General features: G+C 63.0%; 19 protein-coding genes. 9 read left to right on the forward strand and 10 right to left on the reverse strand.

The window, feature by feature from the left end; genetic code table 11:
* Positions 1–55: 55 nt before the first annotated feature.
* From FJ934_RS03605 to FJ934_RS03640, 8 genes are all read right to left on the reverse strand, one after another.
* The gene (locus FJ934_RS03605) at positions 56–409 is read right to left on the reverse strand and encodes an ArsC family reductase (protein WP_140607286.1); all 354 of its coding nucleotides are present in this window, start codon (positions 407–409) and stop codon (positions 56–58) included.
* A 190-nt stretch (positions 410–599) separates the two neighbouring features.
* Positions 600–953, reverse strand: coding sequence for a nuclear transport factor 2 family protein (locus FJ934_RS03610; RefSeq protein ID WP_140607287.1), 354 nt, complete (start codon positions 951–953; stop codon positions 600–602).
* A 147-nt stretch (positions 954–1,100) separates the two neighbouring features.
* A complete protein-coding gene (locus FJ934_RS03615; protein ID WP_246671430.1) occupies positions 1,101–1,625 on the reverse strand; it encodes a 2'-5' RNA ligase family protein in 525 nt (174 codons plus the stop codon).
* A 270-nt stretch (positions 1,626–1,895) separates the two neighbouring features.
* Complete coding sequence (locus tag FJ934_RS03620) at positions 1,896–2,981, reverse strand: ABC transporter ATP-binding protein (protein ID WP_140607289.1); 1,086 nt, start codon at positions 2,979–2,981, stop codon at positions 1,896–1,898.
* Positions 2,971–3,579 (reverse strand): cupin domain-containing protein, encoded by a 609-nt coding sequence (locus FJ934_RS03625; protein ID WP_140607290.1) that lies wholly within the window; start codon positions 3,577–3,579, stop codon positions 2,971–2,973. Before FJ934_RS03625 ends, FJ934_RS03620 begins: the two co-directional genes overlap by 11 nt.
* A gap of 231 nt (positions 3,580–3,810) precedes the next feature.
* On the reverse strand, positions 3,811–4,881 hold the full coding sequence (locus tag FJ934_RS03630; protein WP_140607291.1) for an ABC transporter substrate-binding protein: 1,071 nt from the start codon (positions 4,879–4,881) through the stop codon (positions 3,811–3,813).
* 41 nt (positions 4,882–4,922) lie between these two features.
* Entirely contained in the window at positions 4,923–5,753 is an 831-nt protein-coding gene (locus FJ934_RS03635) for an ABC transporter permease (RefSeq protein ID WP_140607292.1), read from the reverse strand.
* Entirely contained in the window at positions 5,750–6,634 is an 885-nt protein-coding gene (locus FJ934_RS03640; protein WP_140607293.1) for an ABC transporter permease, read from the reverse strand. Before FJ934_RS03640 ends, FJ934_RS03635 begins: the two co-directional genes overlap by 4 nt.
* 339 nt (positions 6,635–6,973) lie before the next feature.
* On the opposite strand from FJ934_RS03640, the gene FJ934_RS03645 reads away from it, so the two are divergent.
* From FJ934_RS03645 to FJ934_RS03665, 5 genes are all read left to right on the forward strand, one after another.
* On the forward strand, positions 6,974–8,131 hold the full coding sequence (locus FJ934_RS03645) for a fumarylacetoacetate hydrolase family protein (RefSeq protein ID WP_140607294.1): 1,158 nt from the start codon (positions 6,974–6,976) through the stop codon (positions 8,129–8,131).
* Between the two features lie 260 nt (positions 8,132–8,391).
* Entirely contained in the window at positions 8,392–9,327 is a 936-nt protein-coding gene (locus FJ934_RS03650) for a substrate-binding domain-containing protein (RefSeq protein ID WP_140607295.1), read from the forward strand.
* Between the two features lie 114 nt (positions 9,328–9,441).
* Positions 9,442–10,428: an ABC transporter permease gene (locus FJ934_RS03655; RefSeq protein WP_140607296.1), complete on the forward strand. Its 987-nt coding sequence runs from the start codon at positions 9,442–9,444 to the stop codon at positions 10,426–10,428.
* A 3-nt stretch (positions 10,429–10,431) separates the two neighbouring features.
* A complete protein-coding gene (locus FJ934_RS03660) occupies positions 10,432–11,223 on the forward strand; it encodes an ATP-binding cassette domain-containing protein (protein ID WP_140607297.1) in 792 nt (263 codons plus the stop codon).
* A gap of 136 nt (positions 11,224–11,359) precedes the next feature.
* Positions 11,360–12,382 carry a LacI family DNA-binding transcriptional regulator gene (locus FJ934_RS03665; protein WP_140607298.1) on the forward strand — a complete coding sequence of 341 codons (1,023 nt, stop codon included), beginning with the start codon at positions 11,360–11,362 and terminating at the stop codon, positions 12,380–12,382.
* A 310-nt stretch (positions 12,383–12,692) separates the two neighbouring features.
* Here the strand turns inward: FJ934_RS03665 and FJ934_RS03670 are convergent, their stop codons facing one another.
* Complete coding sequence (locus FJ934_RS03670) at positions 12,693–13,283, reverse strand: TetR/AcrR family transcriptional regulator (protein WP_140607299.1); 591 nt, start codon at positions 13,281–13,283, stop codon at positions 12,693–12,695.
* Between the two features lie 241 nt (positions 13,284–13,524).
* Here FJ934_RS03670 and FJ934_RS03675 point away from each other — a divergent pair, with 241 nt between their 5' ends.
* The 3 genes from FJ934_RS03675 to FJ934_RS03685 are packed head-to-tail and all read left to right on the forward strand — an operon-like array spanning position 13,525 to position 18,113.
* Complete coding sequence (locus tag FJ934_RS03675; RefSeq protein ID WP_140607300.1) at positions 13,525–13,773, forward strand: hypothetical protein; 249 nt, start codon at positions 13,525–13,527, stop codon at positions 13,771–13,773.
* The gene (locus tag FJ934_RS03680; RefSeq protein WP_140607301.1) at positions 13,767–16,943 is read left to right on the forward strand and encodes a multidrug efflux RND transporter permease subunit; all 3,177 of its coding nucleotides are present in this window, start codon (positions 13,767–13,769) and stop codon (positions 16,941–16,943) included. The genes FJ934_RS03675 and FJ934_RS03680 overlap by 7 nt, the downstream gene beginning before the upstream one ends.
* Positions 16,944–16,958: 15 nt before the next feature.
* Positions 16,959–18,113 (forward strand): efflux RND transporter periplasmic adaptor subunit, encoded by a 1,155-nt coding sequence (locus tag FJ934_RS03685; RefSeq protein WP_140607302.1) that lies wholly within the window; start codon positions 16,959–16,961, stop codon positions 18,111–18,113.
* A gap of 44 nt (positions 18,114–18,157) precedes the next feature.
* On the opposite strand, the gene FJ934_RS03690 is transcribed toward FJ934_RS03685, so the two are convergent.
* The gene (locus tag FJ934_RS03690) at positions 18,158–19,066 is read right to left on the reverse strand and encodes a LysR substrate-binding domain-containing protein (RefSeq protein WP_140607303.1); all 909 of its coding nucleotides are present in this window, start codon (positions 19,064–19,066) and stop codon (positions 18,158–18,160) included.
* A gap of 100 nt (positions 19,067–19,166) precedes the next feature.
* Between FJ934_RS03690 and FJ934_RS03695 the strand changes: the two genes are divergently transcribed.
* A complete protein-coding gene (locus FJ934_RS03695) occupies positions 19,167–19,955 on the forward strand; it encodes a 2OG-Fe(II) oxygenase (protein WP_140607304.1) in 789 nt (262 codons plus the stop codon).
* Positions 19,956–19,960: the final 5 nt, after the last annotated feature.

A 19,960-nucleotide genomic window follows, 5' to 3' on the forward strand; every position in this document is an offset into this window, starting at 1 on the left:
CTTGTGGGGGAGATGTCCGGCAGGACAGAGGGGGGCGCGAAGGATCGCCGCCTATCTACTTTGCACCAACCGCCTGCTCATAGACATCCGGCTTGAACCCCACGAGAACACTGTCACCAATTTCCAGCACCGGGCGCTTGATCATCGTCGGTCTGGCCAGCATCAGCGCCTTGGCCTGCTTTTCGTCGAGCGATTGCTTGTCTGTCTCCGGCAGTTCGCGGAACGTGGTGCTGCCCTTGTTGAGGAGCTTTTCCCAGCCGACCTTGCCGACCCAGCCATTCAGCCTGCCCGCTTCGATCCCGTCGGCCCGATAGTCATGGAAACGATAAGGCACGTCATGGCTCTCCAGCCAGATGCGCGCCTTCTTGATCGTGTCACAGTTGGTGATGCCATACATGGTGATCGTCAAAGCGCGCTTCCCTGCTGATTGTCGAATCCATCCCGCACCCTAAAACCGCCCTTCCCGCTTTGCCAGCGCCCGCATCCCATGTGAAGATGATTTGAACCTTGCATGAACGGCCAGGGCATTGCCCCGGCCGCCATGCTCGTTTTTCGCCTGCAGCGAAGAAAGCAGACTCCGGAAAGCCGGCGGCATTGCCTCAATAGTAGAAGCGCTCTTCGGTAATCTTGCCGTTCTTGACTGTGTACAGGCCAACCTCATCCATGGTGACGCACTCGCCCGTAGCCTTGGGCGTTATGTCAAACGTGAAGCGCACCGCGAACTGGTCGCCGTTGATATAGGGCCCCTCGACGGAGCCGCCGTGCACTTGGTTGTTCTCTTGCCACCACTGGCCCTTCTGTTTCACGGCTTCCTTGCCGTTGCAGACGGCCATAGGGCCCTCCATGGCTTCATAGCTGACGATTTCGTCGGCATTGTACTTCTGAGCGGCACTTTCGTTGTCGCCCCGCCTGAGCAGTTCGGTGAAATCCTTGGCAATTTCCGCGACGGTCATTTGTCTTCCTCCTGTTCCGACGCACTCGAAGTAGGAAAGCGCTCGCCAGTCCGCCAGCTTTGCCCGCACGACAGCTGACAAGCTTTGTCAGGACGATAGACATAGCGCGGCTCTGGGACGACGGTTTGAGGGCGAGCGATCGGCGCATCACATCGCACTGAGCGGCCAACAGTCCGGGAAAACGTACTTCTTCAGTCCGCGCAAGCTGTGCACAAGAACGAACTCCCGGGCGACAAAGCTGATTGGGCCGATAGGCTGTTGCGGAATAAGTTTCTGGTCATAGGCCAGCGTCAAATGTGGAACGAAACCGTCTGAAGCTTTGAGTCCTTCGCGCGACATTTCAGCGCCGAGCTTCCTGCTCAATTCGCAAACCGGTCCGTCATCGGCGAGAAGCACGAAAGGATGCTTGGCCGGGCGGCTCCTCGTCGCCGGGCGACCGGGAAAGCTCCTGAATTGGCGAAAGGTGACATCAAACTCAGACATCGCGATGCGCCGCCCCGATCGGGCCGCTGCGAAGATGATTTTCTCTGGCAGCCTTTTGTAGTCACCGACATGTTGCAGGCTGACGTGAAACCGGTGATACAGCAGACGTGAGCCGGTTATCTCACATTGGCCGCACAGCTGGCTTTGACAATCCGCAAACCGCGAATAGTCCTTCTGCTGCAGAAACAAGCCGTAGAAGACGCGCTCCGGCCGCTTAGGCCGCCATGGCGGCTCTGGAATTCGAAATCGAACTCGCCTTGGTACATACGCGTACGCTCGCCAAGGAACGCTCCCATTTTGCTCCGGCGTAGAACAAAACAGGAACATCCCTTTGAGTCAAGCGTGGATTGCTTCGAAGCCCCACCCCGCAGCCGATGCCCTTGACCTCGAGAAAGTCATGGACCCCAGTCGGCGTATTCGCGGCCGTTGCCCGACTGCCGTAGCCGCCGATGGAGCAGGTCAGCTGGGCAGCATAGGGCAGTTGGCGCCACGGCGCAGGCTGATATGCGCGACGTCGCCGACGCTGAATTGGAAACCCTCGGCCTGGCGCGGCGCATCGATGACAATAGGTGCGCCTTGGTCGAGTTCGGCATGCAGCCGCAGCGTGCGGCCATGAAAGACGACGCTGTTGACGCGCGCCGGCGCCGTGCTCGGCGCGGCCTCGGTCGTTGCCAGCAAGTCCTCCGGGCGCACGCCGATGGTCCGCACCTCGCCTTGCCCGGGTGACTTCCCAGTTTCAGAAGTTGCCTCCAGCGCCAGGGCGCCGGCGGCGAAACGCAGGCGATCGCCGTCGCGGCCGACAAACCGGGATTGCAAGAGATTCATGGTGCCGATAAAGCTCGCCACGAACGTCGTGGCGGGCCGGTCGTACAGTACCGCCGGTGGCGCGATCTGTTCGATGCGGCCCTTGTTCATGACGACGATGCGGTCGGAGATCGACAGCGCTTCGGTCTGGTCATGGGTGACCATGACGAAGGTGGTGCCAAGCCGCGACTGCAGCCGCTTCAACTCGACCTGCATCTGTTCGCGCAGATGCGCGTCAAGCGCCGACAGCGGTTCGTCGAGCAAGAGCACGCGCGGTTCGCAGACGATGGCGCGGGCGAGCGCGACGCGCTGGCGTTGGCCGCCGGAGAGTTCGGAAACGCGGGCACGAAGCTTGTCGGCGAGGCCGACCATGTCGAGGGCTTCACCGACGCGTTTTGCCTGTTCAGCTCCGGACAATTTGCGCAGCGACAGACCGAAGCCGACATTTTCGGCGACGTTCATGTGCGGGAACAGCGCGTAATCCTGGAACACGGTATTGACCGGCCGGTCGTAAGGTCGAAGCGCGGTGATGTCGCGGCCGTCGAGCAGCACCGCGCCGCTCGACGGGCTTTCGAAGCCCGCAATGACGCGCAGGCTGGTGGTCTTGCCGCAGCCCGATGGTCCGAGCAGGGTGATGAACTCGCCGCTGATGATGTCGAGATCGACGGCGTCGAGCCCGACGATACCGCCGGGAAAAATCTTCGATACCGCCTGCAGGCGGACGAGCGGATCAGGCGCCATCGCGAACCTCGGAGGGTTTCGTGGTGTTGACCCAGAGGATCCGGCATTCCTCGCCGCCAGGATTGCGGAAAGCGTGCAACAGCGTGCTCTTGAAGGCAAAACTGTCGCCGGTCTTCAGCACGTATTTTGTCGAATCCACCACCAGTTCGACCTCGCCGGCCAATACGTAGCCAAACTCATGGCCTGCATGCGCATAGGCTTCCGCGGTGCCGCCGCCGGCTTCCACCGTTACCAGCATGCCGGTCAGCGTCGCGCCCGGCGGCGACAGCAGCGCCTTGGCGATGCCCTCCGACTTCACCGGGATGGCGCGGCGGCTGTTGGCACGCACGCAGTAGAGATCGTTGGCGGCATCGTCGCCGTCGGCGATCAGCGCCGACGGCTCGATGTCCAGAGCCGCGGCGAGCGGCCAGATCACCTTGACGCGCAGCGAAGACATGCCGCGCTCGATCTGGCTGAGCGCGCCGATCGACACGCCCGCCCTGGCGGCAAGCTCCGCCAGCGAAAGGCGGCGCTCGAGCCGCAGGGCCCGCACGCGCCGACCGACGCGAACGTCGGCATCGTCCTTGGGTTTCTCGGCCTGTTCGTCCAGCATGTCCATGCATCGGTCCTCGTTTGCCGCATCCTTATCGAGCAACGCAGCATTGTCGTTCGCACGTTTGCGCTGCCCCTCACCCTTACCCTCTCCCCGTGAAAAACGGGGAGAGGGGGTCGCCGACGTTGCGGCCAGTCCTCTTCTCCCCGTCTCTATACGGGGAGAAGGTGCCGGCAGGCGGATGAGGGGCGGCGCAAGCTTCAGTAATCCAATCGCCTCCAACAAGGCTGGCCAGCATCACCCGCCCGCCTTCACCTTCTCGAACATCTTGGCGACATCGTCATTCTGCTTCATCGGCCCGGTGAAGATCGTGCTCTTCAGCATCACTTCCGGATCGGACGGCAGTTGCAGCTTTTCCAGTTCCTCTTTCGGCACGCCAGCAAAAGCGGTGCCGAGCGAGCTGCCATAGCCATAGGACTGGATCAGAAATTTGCCCGACTCGGCGTCCAGCCGGCTGTTGATGAAGTCATAGGCGAGATCGACATTCTTGGCGTCCTTGAGCATGACGAAACCGCAGGCCCAGGTCAGCATGCCTTCCTTCGGCTTCATGAACTCGACCGGCACGCCCTGCTTCTTCAGCGAGGTGGCCGATGCGTTCCAGGTCATCGCCGCGACCAGCTGGCCGCTGGCCAGCGCCTGCTCGACCGAAGTCATATCGGTGGTGTAGCTCGACAGCAGCGGGCGCTGTTCGCGCAGCTTTGCCGCGACCTTGTCCATCTGGTCCGCAGTCATGTCGAAGGGGTTCACGCCGGCGAGCAGTGCCGCGACGATGGGCGTGTCGTGGACGGCGTCGATGGTCGCCATGCGGCCGGCATACTGCTTGTCCCACAGAAGTTTCCAGCTCGCCTCAGGGTTCTTCACCAGATCGGTGCGGTAGAGGATCGAGGTGTTGCCCCAGTCCCACGGCACCATCCAGACCTTGCCGTCGCCCGCCTGCAAATCGGGCAGGTTCTTGAACACGGGGAAGACCGAATCCCAGTTCTTGATGCGCTTGGTGTCGATCGGCTGCAGCAGGCCTTCCTTGTTCCAGCGCGCCACTTTGTCGTAGCAGGGATGCGCGATGTCGGGGCGGAAGCCTGCCTTGACCTTGGTGAAGGCATCGTCATCGTCACCGAAGATGGAGGCCTCGACGCCATCGGGATGCGCGGCGAGGAAGCTCTTGTTGAAATCGGGCAGCTCGTACCCTGACCAGGTGAAGTATTGCAGCTTCTCGGCGGCCAACGCCACGGTCGACGACAGTGCGAGCGCCAGTGCGGCAAGGCCGGCCCGGGCCTTGTGTCCGGCTATCGATTTCAGGTGGAATGCCATTTTCGTTCTCCTCTTCTTTGTTGTGGTTGGCGTTGTTGTGATCAGGCTGAATTGGCGGATATCCGGCGCACCGCGCCAAGCCCGCGATGGCGCAGGATCTCGGCTGTGCCGGCGATGATGAAGGACACGGCCAGGATCATCGTCCCCAGCGCCATGACGGTGGGCAGCGAGCGGGGAAAGCGCAGCTGGCTCCAGATGTAGAGCGGCAGGGTCGGCTCGGTGCCGGCAAGGAAAAAGACAACGATGAATTCGTCGAAGGAGATCAGGAAGGCGAGCATGAAGGCCGACAGCACGGCGGGCAGGCTGAGCGGCAGCATGACGCGCCGGAACGTCGTCCAGTCGGAGGCGCCAAGGTCGAGCGCCGCCTCGCGAACCGTCCTGGGGATGGCGGCGAAGCGGCTGCGCATGACGACCACGGTGGTTGGCAGCGCCACCAGTATATGGCCGAGCACGATGGCGACACGCGACGGTCCAACGCCAACGAGGTTGATCAGGATCAACAGCGATATGCCGACGATGACGCCGGGAATGAGGATCGGCAGCCGTGCGATGGCGCTGACGGTGGCGGCCAAGGGCGAGCGGCCGTAGAGGTCCATATAGGACACGGTAATGCCGCACAGCGTGGCGCCGGAGGCCGCGATGGCGCCAATGACGAGACTGTTCAGGAGCGCGCCGGACAGGGCGGAATTGCCATAAAGGGTCGCGTACCACTGCAGCGTGAAGCCCTGCAGCGGAAATGCCGCCTGGATGGAATCATTGAAGGAAAACAGCGGGATCAGCAGGACCGGGAGATAGAGAAACACGAGGTAGGCGAGCACATAAAGGCCTAGCCAGCGGCCATTTCGTTGCGTGCCGAGGCGTTCCACTCTCATGTGCGGCTGCCAAACCTGCGGTCGGCGCCGCGTGCGACCAGCACCACGACCAGGATGACCAGCATGACGCAGACCGAAAGGGCCGCGCCGAACGGCCAGTCGTTGGCCTTGCCGAACTGCGACTGGATCAGCGTGCCGATCATGGTGCTGGCCGGTCCGCCGACCATGGCCGGGGTGACATAGTCGCCGACCGTCGGCACGAAGACGACCAGGGCCGCGGCCAGGACGCCCGGCATCGAGTTCGGCAGCACGACCCGGCGAAAGGACGTGAACGGCCGCGCGCCAAGGTCTGAAGCGGCCTCGATCAGCGATTTCGGAATGGTCTCCAGCGCCACATAGACCGGCAGGATCGCGAACGGCGCATAAGCGTGGGCAAGCGTGACGACAACAGCCGCTGGCGTATTGAGAAACGCCAATGTCGGCTGGGACCAGATGCCGCTTTCGATCAGCGCCGAGTTCAGCACGCCGTTATAGGCGAGCACGATCTTCCAGGCGAAGACGCGCAGCAAGTAGCTGGTCCAGAACGGCAGTGTCACCAGGAACAGGAGCAGGCCACGCCGCCGCCCGGCATAGAACGCAAGGTAATATGCAACGGGGTAGGCGGTGACGACCGTGGCCAGGGTCACCAGCCCGGCGATGACCAACGAGCGCAGCGTCACCGTCCAGTAGAGCGGATCCGAAACCACCGTGGCGAAATTCGCCAGGCCGAAGCCGCTGCCCAGCAGCGAACCGTCATTGCCGCGGAAGGCAAGGAAAAGCACGAGGCCAAGCGCAAACAGGATCAGCAGGAAAGTGACCAGCGCGCCCGGCAGCAGCATGGCGAACCGGAAGCCCGACGAAGACCGGGCCTCGGACACCTGTGCCGCAACTAGGGTCGACATCGACCGGCTCACCCAAATCTTGAAATTACCGAAGAGTTTTTCATATTCGTGAAACTGTCAAGCGAAATCCCGCGGGTGGGTTGTGACTGGTATCTGCTGAAACCGTTTCGACAAGGTTTGAACGGGCCACATGAAACACCCGGAGGTTTCACACTCTTGAAATGAACCAGTCGGGTTTTGATAATGACCGCCGCAGACCCGCTTGTCGGAAAGCCGGAATTTCATGGACGAGACGGCGGTCTGAATCGCCGTCGAATGGGATAGACCTTTGGGCGGAATCCGGGGAAAGTGCCGCGCCGACCCGGCAAGCCCGCATTCGATGATCAGAGGACCGCACGCATGACGAACCCGACGCATCTGCCGACCGAGGGCCTTTTTGTCGGCCGCGCCAGGAGCAGCGATGCCTTGTATCCCCTGGTGATCACGGTGCGTGACGGCATCGTCTTCGACATCACGTCGAGCGCGGCGCCGACCGTGCGCGACGTCTGCGAGATGGCCGATCCGGCAAGGCATGTGCGCTCGGCCGAGGGCAAGCCGATCGGCTCCCTCGACGACATCGCGGCCAACAGTTTCGAGGCCACGCGTGATCCGGCAAAGCCATACCTCCTGTCCCCGGTCGACCTGCAGGCCATCAAGGCATCGGGCGTGACTTTTGTCGTCAGCCTGCTCGAACGGGTGATCGAGGAGCAGGCGCGCGGCTCGGCGGAAAAGGCCGACGCCATCCGCGCCGACATTGCCGGGCTGATCGGCCATGACCTTTCGAAGCTCAAGCCCGGTTCGCCCGAAGCGATGGAGATCAAGGCCAAGCTGATTTCGCGCGGCGCCTGGTCGCAATATCTGGAAGTGGGCATCGGCCCGGATGCGGAAATCTTCACCAAGTGCCAGCCGATGGCTTCGGTCGGCTTCGGCGCCGATGTGGGCCTTCACCCGGTGTCGACCTGGAACAATCCGGAGCCGGAGATCGCCATGATCGCCGCCAGCAGCGGCAGGATCGTCGGCGCCACCATCGGCAACGATGTCAATCTGCGTGACGTCGAGGGGCGTTCGGCGCTGCTGCTCGGCAAGGCCAAGGACAACAATGCGTCGGCTTCCCTCGGTCCTTTCATCCGCCTGTTCGACGACGCATTCTCGATCGACGACGTGAAGCGCGCCGTCGTGCGCCTGAAGGTCGAAGGCGAGGATGGGTTCTCGCTGGAGGGCGCAAGCTCGATGGCCGAGATCAGCCGCTCGCCCGAAGAACTGGTCGCCGCTGCCATGGGTCCGCATCACCAATATCCGGATGGGCTGGCGCTTTATCTCGGCACCATGTTCGTGCCCTCGAAGGATCGCGGCGAAAAGGGCAAGGGCTTTACCCACAAGGTCGGCGACATCGTCACCATCTCGTCGGAAAAATTCGGCGCGCTGGTCAACCGGGTGCGGCTGTCGCCCGATTGCCCGCACTGGACATACGGCGCCAGCCATCTGATGCGCGACCTCGCCAAGGCCGGCCTGCTCTAGCTTTGAGCATTGCGCCTCCGTCAAGACGCTCCGCTAAGGCCAAGCCGATCACCGACTGCCGCTGAAAACTCACCCCAACTGATGCAATCTGATGGGTCCGTTGATGGCGCTGCGTCAGGCGCCAACTACATCTGCAGATGGAGGCTTGCCATCCGCCGAAAAAGAGAATGCTCTTGGGCATCCGAGCGGCGCTGGCAAAAGACGCAATCCGGCTGAAGCCGGAACAAGGGACGGATCATCTTCAACCGGGAGGAAATCAAATGCTGACAAGACTAAGACTTGTGCTCTACGGCCTGCTGGTCGCGCTGACGGTCCTACCGGCAGCCGCCCAGGCCAAGACGTTCTACTGGATTTCACATGGCGGCCCGGCCGATCCGGTCTGGACCTACTTCCTGGCCGGCGCCAAGCAATGGGCCAAGGACACCGGCAACACTGTCAACACCTCGTTCCACAATGGCGATGTCGCCTCCCAGCAGGAAGCGGTTCGCGCCGCGATCTCGGCCAAGGCCGACGGCATCGTCACCACCAGCCCCGATCCGGGCAGCCTCGTCGAAATCGTCAAGGAAGCCCGTACCGCCAACATCCCGATCATCAACTTCAACACGCCCGATCCCAAGGCCAATTTCAATGCCTATGTCGGCGGCGACAACGTCACCTTCGGCAAGCATTGGGCGCAGTATCTGGTCGACAAGGGCCTGGTGAAGAAGGGCGACTTCGTCTGGATGCCGGTCGAGATCCCCGGCGCCACCTACGGCGTCCAGGAGGAAGAAGGCATCAAGAGCGTCTTCGGCCCTCTCGGCGTCACCTATGAAGTCACCGAGGCGACGCTCGACCAGGCCGAGGTGATCAACCGCATGGTCGATTACCTCACCGCCCACAAGGGCAAGGTGAAGGCCATCATCGGCCTCGGCGATCTCGTCACCGGCTCGATCAAGCGGGTCTTCGACCAGGTCGGCATCAAGCCCGGCGAAATCCCGGTCGTGGGCTGGGGCAATTCGCTCGACACCACCCAGGAAGTGCTGAACGGCTATGTCAATGCCGGCCAGTGGCAGGACCCGCAGGCGACCAGCTATGTCGCGCTGTCGCTGGCCAACATGGCCGCCAGCGGCATTCCTCCAGGCTTCAACGTCATCACCGGCGCGCTCTACGAGAAAGACACCGCCGGGGTCTACGACAAGATCCTGTCCGGCAAATAACCGCGATCCTGGCGCCGCGCCGTTCCGGCTCGGCGCCAGATGCCTTCTTGCGCCGCGACTGCCCGCCGATGCGGTGGGAGTCGCGGCCCGTTCCAACCATGTCGCGGGTTCCCAGTGGAAAATCATTCGCTCATCCAACGCCTGATCGCGCGGCCGGAATTCGGACCCTTCGTCCTGCTGGTCGTCGAAATCGCCGTTTTCTGGAGCATCAACCCCGATTTCCTGTCGCCGCAGAACATCTCCAACACGCTGGCCTTCACCGTCGAACTCGGCCTGATCGCGCTGGCGATGACATTGCTGATGACGTCAGGCGAATTCGACCTGTCCGTCGGCTCCCTGTTCGGCTTCTCGCCGGTGCTGATGTGGACGCTGTTCAATGCCGGCATCACCTCGCTGGAGATGGGCTTCGTCGTCGCGCTGGTGGTCGCCGCGCTGATCGGCCTGGTCAATGGCTGGTTCGTCACGCAGCTCAAGATCCCGTCCTTCCTGGTGACGCTCGGCATGCTTCTGGTGGTGCGCGGCAGCGCCCTATTCATCACCGACGGTTTTCCGCAGCGCACCTGGAGCGCCGAGGGCAGCTGGCTGTCGGAAGCGCTGGTCGGCGACTTCTTCATCGGCCCGTTCCGCATCTACATGTCGCTGTTCTGGTTCATCGCCGCTGCGATTGCCCTTGGTTACGTGCTGACGCAAAGCCGGACCGGCAACTGGATTCAGGCGGCGGGCGGCAATCCCAACGCGGCACGCGCGCGCGGCGTCAATGTCAATCGCGTCAAGATCGGCCTGTTCATCCTATCGTCGGTCATGGCCTCGCTTGCCGGCGTCATCTCCTCGCTGCGCACATCCGCCGCCAACCCCAACAGCGGCACCGGCTATGAACTCGAGGTGATCGCCATGGTGGTCATCGGCGGTACGGCGCTGACCGGCGGGCGCGGCACCATCATCGGCACGGTGCTCGGCATCCTGATCCTGCGCGTGATGCGCAACGGCATCGTGCTGATCGGTGTACCCGGCCTTGCCTACAACATCTTCATCGGCGCGATCATTCTTGGCATGATGGCACTCCACTCATGGCTGGAACGCCGGCATCAGGCGGGGACTTGAACCATGGCTGAACCGCTCATCCGGATGCAGAACATCCGCAAGTCCTACGGCCGCGTGCAGGCGCTGGTGGACGCCAATTTCCACGTCAACGAACGAGAGATCGTCGGCCTGCTCGGCGACAACGGCGCCGGCAAGTCGACGCTGATCAAGGTTTTGTCCGGCGCCGTGCCGCTGACCAGCGGCGACATCTTCATACGCGGCAAGAAGGTGAACCTGCGCAGCACCAGCGACGCGATCGCCAACGGCATCGAGACCATCTACCAGGACTCCGCACTGGTCACGCAACTGTCGATCGCCCGCAACCTGTTCCTGGGACGCGAACCGATCAGGCCGCCGCGCTTCCTCAACCGCATGGACCAGGAGGCGATGAACACGGTCGCCCGCGACCTGCTCAAGCAGGTCGGCATTTCGAAGAACATTCCACCGACGACGCCGATCGGCTCGCTCTCCGGCGGCGAGCGGCAAGCGGTGGCGATCGCGCGCGCCATGCATTTCGACAGCGACCTCATCATCCTCGACGAACCGACCAACAACCTTGGCGTGGCCGAAACACAGGGCGTGCTGAGCTTCGTGCGCAGCGCACGCGATTCCGGTCATTCCTGCATCTTCATCGCGCACAACATCCACCATGTCTTCCAGGTGGTCGACCGGATCGTCGTCATGCGCCGGGGCAAGGTGGTCGCCGACGACATCGATCCGAAGAAGACCAGTGTCGCGGAAGTCGAACGGATCATCACCGGCATGTCGGACAAGGAAATCCGGGACGCCATCGCCGACGGCAAACCGGCGCACTGAGGACGGGCGGAAGCCGTCCTGTCGAAACCGTCGAATGCGAATGGGATGATGGTGGGCAATCATCCGTTGCTCAGATCGCATCGCTTCTCACATCACCCGTCTGGCGCGGCAACGCGTCGACGCATAGGGTTGCGGCATGAAGGCCACCGTCTCCGATATCGCCAGGAACTGCGGGCTCTCGACGGCGACGGTCGACAGGGTGCTCAACAATCGGCCCGGCGTGAGCGCCGCCAACAGGCAGCGCGTCATGGAGGCCGCCAAGCAGCTTGGCTATTTGCCGGTCGCCGATCAGGTGACGCTGCCCTCCAAGCCCGCAAACCTCGAATTCTTCCTGCCGATCGGCAGCAACGCCTTCATGCAGGATCTGGCAAGGCACATCGAGGACTATGCGTCGCGCCTGCCGCTGGTCGCGTCCTGCCGGATCCACAACCTCGCCGGTATCTCGCCGAACGCATTGCAGACAGCCGTGGAAAACCTGTCGCTGAAGGCCAATGGCGTCGGTGTCATCGCCATCGACCATCCACGAACCCGCAACATACTGGGCGACATCGTCGAAGCCGGCATCCGCCTGGTGACGCTGGTGTCGGATATTCCGGCCGCCCCCCGCTCGGCCTATGTCGGCATCGACAACCGGGTGGCGGGGCGAACCGCGGCACTGTTGATGGGGCGTTTCCTCGGCGGCCGCGAGGGTCAGCTGGCGATGGTCGTCGGCTCACGCTCCTATCGTGGGCATGAAGAACGCGAAATGGGTTTCCGCTCGGTGCTTGGCGAGGAGTTTCCCAACCTGACCATCAGCAGCGCCGTCGAGATCAACGACGAGCCGGATGCCAGCTACGCCGAGACCATGAAGGCGCTGCGCAACGAACCGGAACTGCTCGGCATCTATTGCGTCGGGGCCGGACGCTCCGGTGTTGCGAAAGCCATCCGGGAGACGCGGCCCAATCGCAAACCGGTGTTCATCTGCCACGACCTGACCAAGGAGACGCGCGGCTACCTCGTCGACGACCTTGTCGACGTCGTCATCGACCAGAATGCGAGGCTGATCGCAGAACAATCGGTCATCCGCCTGCTCGGCTCCATTGCGTCATCGGCACCCTATCTGACCCGGAAATTTATCGAGCCGCGGCTGATTTTCAGGGAAAACGTGCCGGTGCAGTGAGGTCGCACCCGAATGTCACGGGGCGGCACGGCAAATCTGCACAGCTGCTATGCACTATTCGTGATTGCCGAATCATTGGGCAATTCGTAGCTTCTGGTTGTCGGCCATCTACTCCTCCCAGATGCGATGCTGGCGCTGAATGGGGTGCACCTCCTCCCGCACCACATTCGAAATCGAGCCCGCTGCCACCTCCTCCCGGCAGCGGGCTTTTTTCGTTCAGCCGGCGGGTAGTGCGGTAGCAGCCGGCCAACAAAGGCGTCAGGCATCGCCCGCTGATGCGGTGGGGAATGACTGATAGCCGCGACGAATTTCAGCCGGCCGCAGCGCCCCGGAAGGAAACGATCAGGCCTTCCGCCATGCGCACGAATTGCGTGCTGGGGCCTTCGGTGCCCACGGTCTGCACGCTGACACGCGCGCCCTCGAACAGCAGCGACAGCGTATCGGCGAGAAGCTCGGCCTGGCCGATGCCGGCATCGCGGCAGAGTCCGACCAGGCGTTCGCGCTGGGCTTCCTTGAGTTCCTTGATCACGCGCCTTGCCGGATGGTCTGGCTCGGTCAGCTCAGCGGCGGCATTGGCCATGTCGCAGCCACGGCCGTCGGTATTGAGCATGGCGGCCGCCTTGGAAACCCAGGCGTGAAGCTGCGCGAGTTTGTCGCCCGGATGCTCCGCTTCGAATGTTTCCCACATCGCGCCGACCTTGGCCGCATTGGCGCGCAGGCACTCGACGATGAGATCGTCCTTGGATTCGAAGTGACGATAGAGCGTCATCTTGTTCGTGCCGGCGGCTTCGGTGATGGCGTCGACGCCGACGCCCTTGATGCCGTGCTTGTGGAACATGTCGCGTGCCGTCTCCAGGATCCGATCCCGGGGACGAGAGCGCTCCACGACGCCGTCTGTCATCATGATCTCCTTTCGTTTCCAAAAAACCCTCGGCCACCTCTTGACTAGGGTGTTACCGGTCTGTAACTTCCAGAATGTTACTTACTGGTAACACCTATATCGTCCGCCGTCAATAACAAGGTCGTGACCTGGTCCTACCAGATCGAGAGAGACGATTGCCAATCATGCGGCCTCGGCCGGTGAAGAGATGAAAAACGGTTCGCGAGCATGGGCTGCGAATCGACAGACAAGGAGCCGGCCAATGTCACAGCGCCGCGATCTTACCATAGATGAAGCCGTCCGGGATCCGATGATCCGGCTGGTCATGAAAGCCGATGGCGTCGACCCGCACGCCCTCGAAACGATGCTGCGGTCGCTCGCCGATGCGCAGAACCGCGACGAACCGCTGCTCCGCACGCGGAATGACACCAGGCGCCGCCAGCGGCTGTCCACCGTTGCCCGTGCATTCGGCAGGGCAAGAGCAGCAGGCGAGGTGTGTGTGTCGTGGTAAATTTCTTCATCCACCGTCCGATCTTCGCCTCCGCGATCGCCATCATCATGGTGCTCGCCGGGACGATTTGTTATTTCCTGCTGCCGGTCTCGCAGTTTCCCGACATCACCCCGCCACAGGTCGTGGTCAGCGCCCACTATCCTGGCGCCAGCGCGCAAGTGGTGGCCGATACGGTGACGACGCCGCTGGAGCAGCAGATCAACGGCGTGCAAGGCATGACCTACATGTCGTCGACGAGCTCCAACGACGGCTCCTCGACCATCACCATCACCTTCGATGTCGGCTATTCCTTGAGCACTGCCGCCGTCGACGTCCAGAACCGCGTCTCGCAGGCGGCTTCGTCACTGCCGGCGATCGTCAACCAGGGCGGCGTGACGATCAAGAAGCAGAACCCGAACTTCGTGCTGATCGTCAACCTCACCTCGCCCGACAATTCCGTCGATCCGGTGGCGCTTTCGAACCTTGCCTATCTGCAGGTCGTCGATCCGCTGAAGCGCTTGCCCGGCGTCGGCGACGTGCAGATCTTCGGCGAGCGGCGCTATTCGATGCGTGTCTGGCTCGATCCGGACAAGCTCGCCAATCTCGGCATCACCGCCGTCGACGTGCAGAACGCCATTTCCGAGCAGAACGTGCAGGTGGCGGCCGGCAAGATCGGCCAGTCACCCGCCCCGGCCGGCACCGCCTTCGAGATGCAGGTCAACGCCGTCGGCCGCCTCAGCGACCCGAAGGAATTCGGCGACATCGTGGTGCGCGCCAATACGACCAGCGGTTCGCTGGTGAGGCTACGCGACGTCGCACGCATCGAACTCGGCGCGCTGCAATACTCGTCCTCGGCCTTCTTCGGCAAGGACCCGACGGTGGTGCTCGCCGTCTACCAGATGCCCGGTTCCAACGCGCTCGACCTTCAGCAGCGCGTCAAGGACAAGATGCAGGAGCTATCGACCCGATTCCCGAAGGGCGTCTCCTACGCCATGCACTACGACACGACGCGCTTCGTCTCGGCGTCGATGCATGACGTGCTGATCACGCTCGGCGAAGCGCTGGTGCTGGTCGTCGCCGTGGTGTTCATCTTCCTGCAGAGCTGGCGCACGACCATCATCCCGACCATCGCGATCCCCGTATCGCTGGTGGCGACGCTCGTCGTCATGGAGATGCTGGGCTTCTCTCTCAACATGCTGTCCCTGCTCGGCATGGTGCTGGCGATCGGCCTTGTCGTCGACGACGCCATCGTGGTGGTGGAGAATGTCGAACGACAGCTCGAGGCCGGACTGAGACCACTGGCGGCAACCAAGGCCGCCATGGCCGAAGTCACCGGGCCGATCATCGCCACGACAGCCGTGCTGATGGCGGTGTTCATACCCGTCGCCTTCATTCCCGGCGTCTCGGGACGGCTCTACAACCAGTTCGCATTGACGGTGGCGATTTCGGTCGGCATTTCCGCCTTCAATTCGCTGACGTTGAGCCCGGCGCTCAGTGCCGCTTTCCTGCGCCATCGCCATGGCACGCAATTCGTGCTGTTCCGCTGGTTCAACACCGGCTTCGACAGGCTGTCGCATGCCTATGCCCATGGCGTGCGCCTCCTCGTCCGCTTGCGCTGGATCATGCTCGGCCTGTTCGCGGCGGGGCTGGTCGCCACCTATTTCGTCTGGCAGCGCCTGCCCTCGACCTTCCTTCCGGTCGAGGACCAGGGCTACTTCTTCGTCGTCATCCAACTGCCGGACGGCGCCTCCCTGGAACGCACCGACGCGGTGGCGCAGAAGGCGCGTGACATCCTGCAGGCAACGCCCGGCGTCGACATCGTCGGCTCGATCAGCGGCCTGAACTTCCTGACCAGTGCCGCGCAGTCGAATTCGGCTGTCGAATTCGCCATCCTGAAGCCATGGGAGAAACGCGGCCCCGACCAGAGCGCCTCGAAACTCGTCGCCGACGTGCGCATGAAGCTGCTGCAGATACCGGAAGCCTTCGCGCTCTCCTTCGATCCGCCGTCCATTCCCGGCATCGGCACGACCGGCGGTTTCGAATTCGTCGTGGAGGACCTCACCGGCCGCGGCAGCAATGCGCTTAACGACGCAACGCAGGCCGTGATCGCCGAGGCGCGCAAGCAGCCCGAGATCAATCCGCAGCAGCTGTTCTCGCCGTTCTCGACCTCGACGCCGCAGTTCAATTACGACCTCGATCGAGCCAAGGCGAAGCTGCTCGGCCTCAACCTGCCCGACGTCTTCAACACGCTGCAGATCTATCTCGGCTCGCTTTACGTGAACGACTTCAACCTGTTTGGCCGCACCTTCCGGGTGACTATCCAGGCCGACAAGGATGCTCGCGCGGGTGCGGCAGACATTTCGCGGCTCTATGTGCGCAATGCTTCCGGCGGCATGGTGCCGCTCAGCACGCTGGGCAAGCTGGTACCGTTCGTCGGTCCGGAGACCGTGCCGCACTACAACAACAACGCCTCGGCCACGATCAATGGCGGCGCCGCACCCGGCTTCTCGTCCGGTCAAGCTGTCGCTGCCATGGAACGGGCGGCCACCACCGCACTGCCCAGGGATTTCGGCTTCGAGTGGACCGGCATCACCTTCCAGGAACTCAAGGCAGGATCGATTGCGTCGGTCGTCTTCGGCCTTGCCATCGTCTTCGTCTTCCTGATCCTAGCGGCTCAATATGAGAGCTGGGCGATGCCGTTCATGGTGCTGCTGGCGGTGCCGCTCGCTCTGTTCGGCGCGTTCGCCGCACTTTGGGCGCGAGGCATGCAGATCGACGTCTACTCGCAGATCGGCTTCGTCATGCTGATCGGCCTGGCGGCCAAGAACGCGATCCTGATCGTCGAGTTCGCAAGACGGCGGCGCGAGGAAGGCTTGAGCATCGTCGAGGCGGCCATGGAGGCCGCGCGGCTCAGGTTGCGGCCGATCCTGATGACCGCCTTCGCCTTCATCCTCGGCGTGCTGCCGCTGATGTTCGCCACGGGTGCGGGCGCGGCAAGCCGCCAATCGATCGGCACCACCGTGTTTGGCGGCATGGTCGCCGCGACCATCCTGTCGCTGGTGTTCGTGCCGGTCTTCTACGCGGTCATCGAACAATTCCGCGAACGCCGTGGCGGTGATGAGCCTGTCGCCACGCACACTGAACCAACCGCCGAACCCGCCTTCCCTCCCCTGGCGCAAGCGGCCGAATAAGATTGGAGACTGATCATGCGTAAATGGAAAATCGCGTTGGGAACGGCTGTCGCGCTGGGCGCCATCTCGGTGGCGAGCGTCCACCTGCTCGACATGGGCAACCTCAGGCTGAGCGCCGGCACGGCTGGAGCGGCGACGCCGGCCGCGGCAGCCTTTGTCATGCCCGTGCCGGTGGCGAGCGTCGTCAAGAAGACGATCCCGATCTATCTCGACTACGCCGCCCGCATCGAGCCGATCCGCAGCATCACCTTGCAGGCCAGAGTGCCGGGCTATCTGCAAGAACAGACGGCGCAAGACGGCGCCGATGTGCGGCAGGGCGATCTGCTCTACAAGATCTCGCCCGACGACTTCCAGGCCGCGCTCGACCAGGCGAAAGCCCAGGTGCAGCGCGACACGGCGACGCTCGACTATGCGCGGTCCAACCTCGGCCGCGGCTCCGAACTGGCCAAGAGCGGTTATCTGGCCAAGGACAGCTTCGACCAGCGCACCAGCACCTTGCGCGAGGCACAGGCGTCGCTGGCGCTTAACCAGGCGGCCGTGCGCACGGCGGAACTCAATCTGAGCTACTCGGAAATCCATGCGCCGTTCACTGGCCGCCTGGGCCGCAACCAGGCCTCGGTCGGAACGCTGGTCAGCGTCGCCGGCACGGTGCTGAACACGCTGGTGCAGCTCGACCCGATCTACGTTACCTTCAATCCGAGCGAGACGGACCTTGCGCAGATCGAAGAAGCCCGGGCATCGGGGCCGATCGAAGTCGAAGTCCTACTGCCCGGCGCTACGGAAGCCAGCCAGAAGGGTCAGCTGACCTTCATCGACAACACCGTCGACCACTCGACCGGCACGATTACGGCCCGCGCCACCATCGGCAATGCGAAGTTCACCTTGCTGCCGGGCCAATATGTGCGCGTGCGGCTGCACGTCAAACAGCAGCCCGATGCGCTGATGGTGCCTCAGGTGGCGCTCGGCTCGAGCCAGCTCGGCAAATATCTCTATGTCGTCGGCAAGGGCAACACGGTCGACCAGCGGCTGGTTTCGCTCGGACCGACCAGCGGCGACCAGATCGCCATTTTGAGCGGCGTCGCCGAAGGCGACCAGGTGATCACGGGCAATCTGCAGAAGATCGGACCCGGAATGCCGATCTCGCCACTGCCACAGAAACCGGCTACCTGACTCCCCCGCAGGCCCGGTTTCCGCGCGGCGTCCTCGACCTTTTCTCAGGTCGTGGGCGCCGTTTTCACGAGCAGGCCGACAAGAGCGGCCACATCGGCGCGGTCGGCCTCGGCTGGCGGCATGAAGGCGCAATAGGGATGACCGAGGCGCACCGAGACCGATGACGGCGCGATCAGGCGCCCTGCCTTCAGATCGGCCTGCGCCATCACCCGCTGGCCAAGGGCAATGCCGAGGCCCAAGCGTGCCGAGGCGATCGCCAGGCTGGACAGGCCGACGCGACGGCCATGCGACGGGTCTGGCGAGCGGTTGCCGCCGCATGCCGCGAACCAATCCGCCCAGGTCGGGTGCGAGGCATAGTTCGGACCCCAATTGGTGTGGATGAACAGGCTCTCATGCAGATTCGCCAGACCTGTGTCGCCATTGCCATGCCGGTGCCAGAACCCTGGCGCGCAGACCGGCAGCACATCGTCATGGACAAGACGGACCATCCGCAGGCCGGGATAGTGGTAGTCGCCATAGGAGATCCGCAGATCGACACCCTGGCGCGTCAGGTCGACCGGATCGTCTTCCGCCCGCACGTCGATCGCCATGTGCGGGAAAGCTTCAAGAAGTGCTGCCAGTCTCGGCGCCAGCCACAGCTCGGCCAGCGAGTACGGCACGCTGACCACAAGCCGTGTCCTCAAGCCGCCTTCCAGCATGCGCTGGCCGATGGCGGCAATGTCGCCCAGCGCACGCGCGGTCTGCGGATAGATGGCATGGCCGGCATCGGTCAGCGTGATGCGGTTGCCGGTGCGCACGAACAATTGCTTGCCGAACCAGGTTTCGAGGTTGCGTATCTGCTGGCTGACCGCCGCCGAGGACACGCCAAGCTCACTCGCCGCCAGAGTGAAGCTGCCAACGCGGGCAGCGACCTCGAAGGCCCTGATCGCATTCAGCGGCGGCAGGCGCTCCATGCAGTCTCCATAAGTTTTTCTTGGCCATTCCTAATAATTTTCCGCGTTGAGAGAAAGAATTTTTTGCCCTCTTCTGTGCCCAACCTATGGAGCACGCGACATGAAAGACATTCTCGATCTCGACCTTTATCCGCTCGACCGTGAGGGCAGCGCCGAATGGAACCGCCTCGTAGAACAGTCCATCGCAGCGCTCGAAGCCGACGGCATGTTCAATCTCGAAGGTTTCTTGAGGCCCGGCGTCGCCGAAAAGGCGGTGCGGGAAATCAAGCCGGTGATGGACACGCAATCCCACGTCCACAAGCGCATGCACAACATCTACTTCAAACCCGATATCCCCGAACTCGCGCCCGATCATCCCGCGCTGCGCAAGGTCGAAACCATCAGCCACACCGTCTGCGCCGACCAGATCCCCGGCAGCACGGTGATGACGATCTACGAGTATGAACCGCTGGTGCGGTTCCTGGCCGCGACGATGGGCAAGGAGAGGCTGCATGTCATGCAGGATCCGCTGGCCCGCGCCAATGTCATGGCCTACCGCGCCGGCGAGGCGCTGAACTGGCATTTCGACCGCTCGGAATTCACCACAACGCTGCTGCTGCAGCAGGCGCAACGCGGCGGCGACCTAGAATACCGCACCGATCTCAGATCGGATGACAACCCGAACTACGAAGGCGTCGCCAAGCTGCTCGAAGGCCGCGATCCCGAAGCCAAGATCCTGCGCATGAAGCCGGGTACGCTCAACGTCTTTCGCGGCAAGAATACCGCGCACCGCGTCACCACCGTCGAAGGCGAACGCGAACGCATGATCGCGGTGTTCTCCTACTATGAAAGGCCGGGGGTGATGTTCAGTGCCGAGGAGCGGGTCGGCTTCTACGGCCGCGCGGCCTGAGTTGC

Origin of the sequence: Mesorhizobium sp. B2-4-12 (genome assembly GCF_006441575.1) — a bacterium.
Taxonomy (GTDB): domain Bacteria; phylum Pseudomonadota; class Alphaproteobacteria; order Rhizobiales; family Rhizobiaceae; genus Mesorhizobium.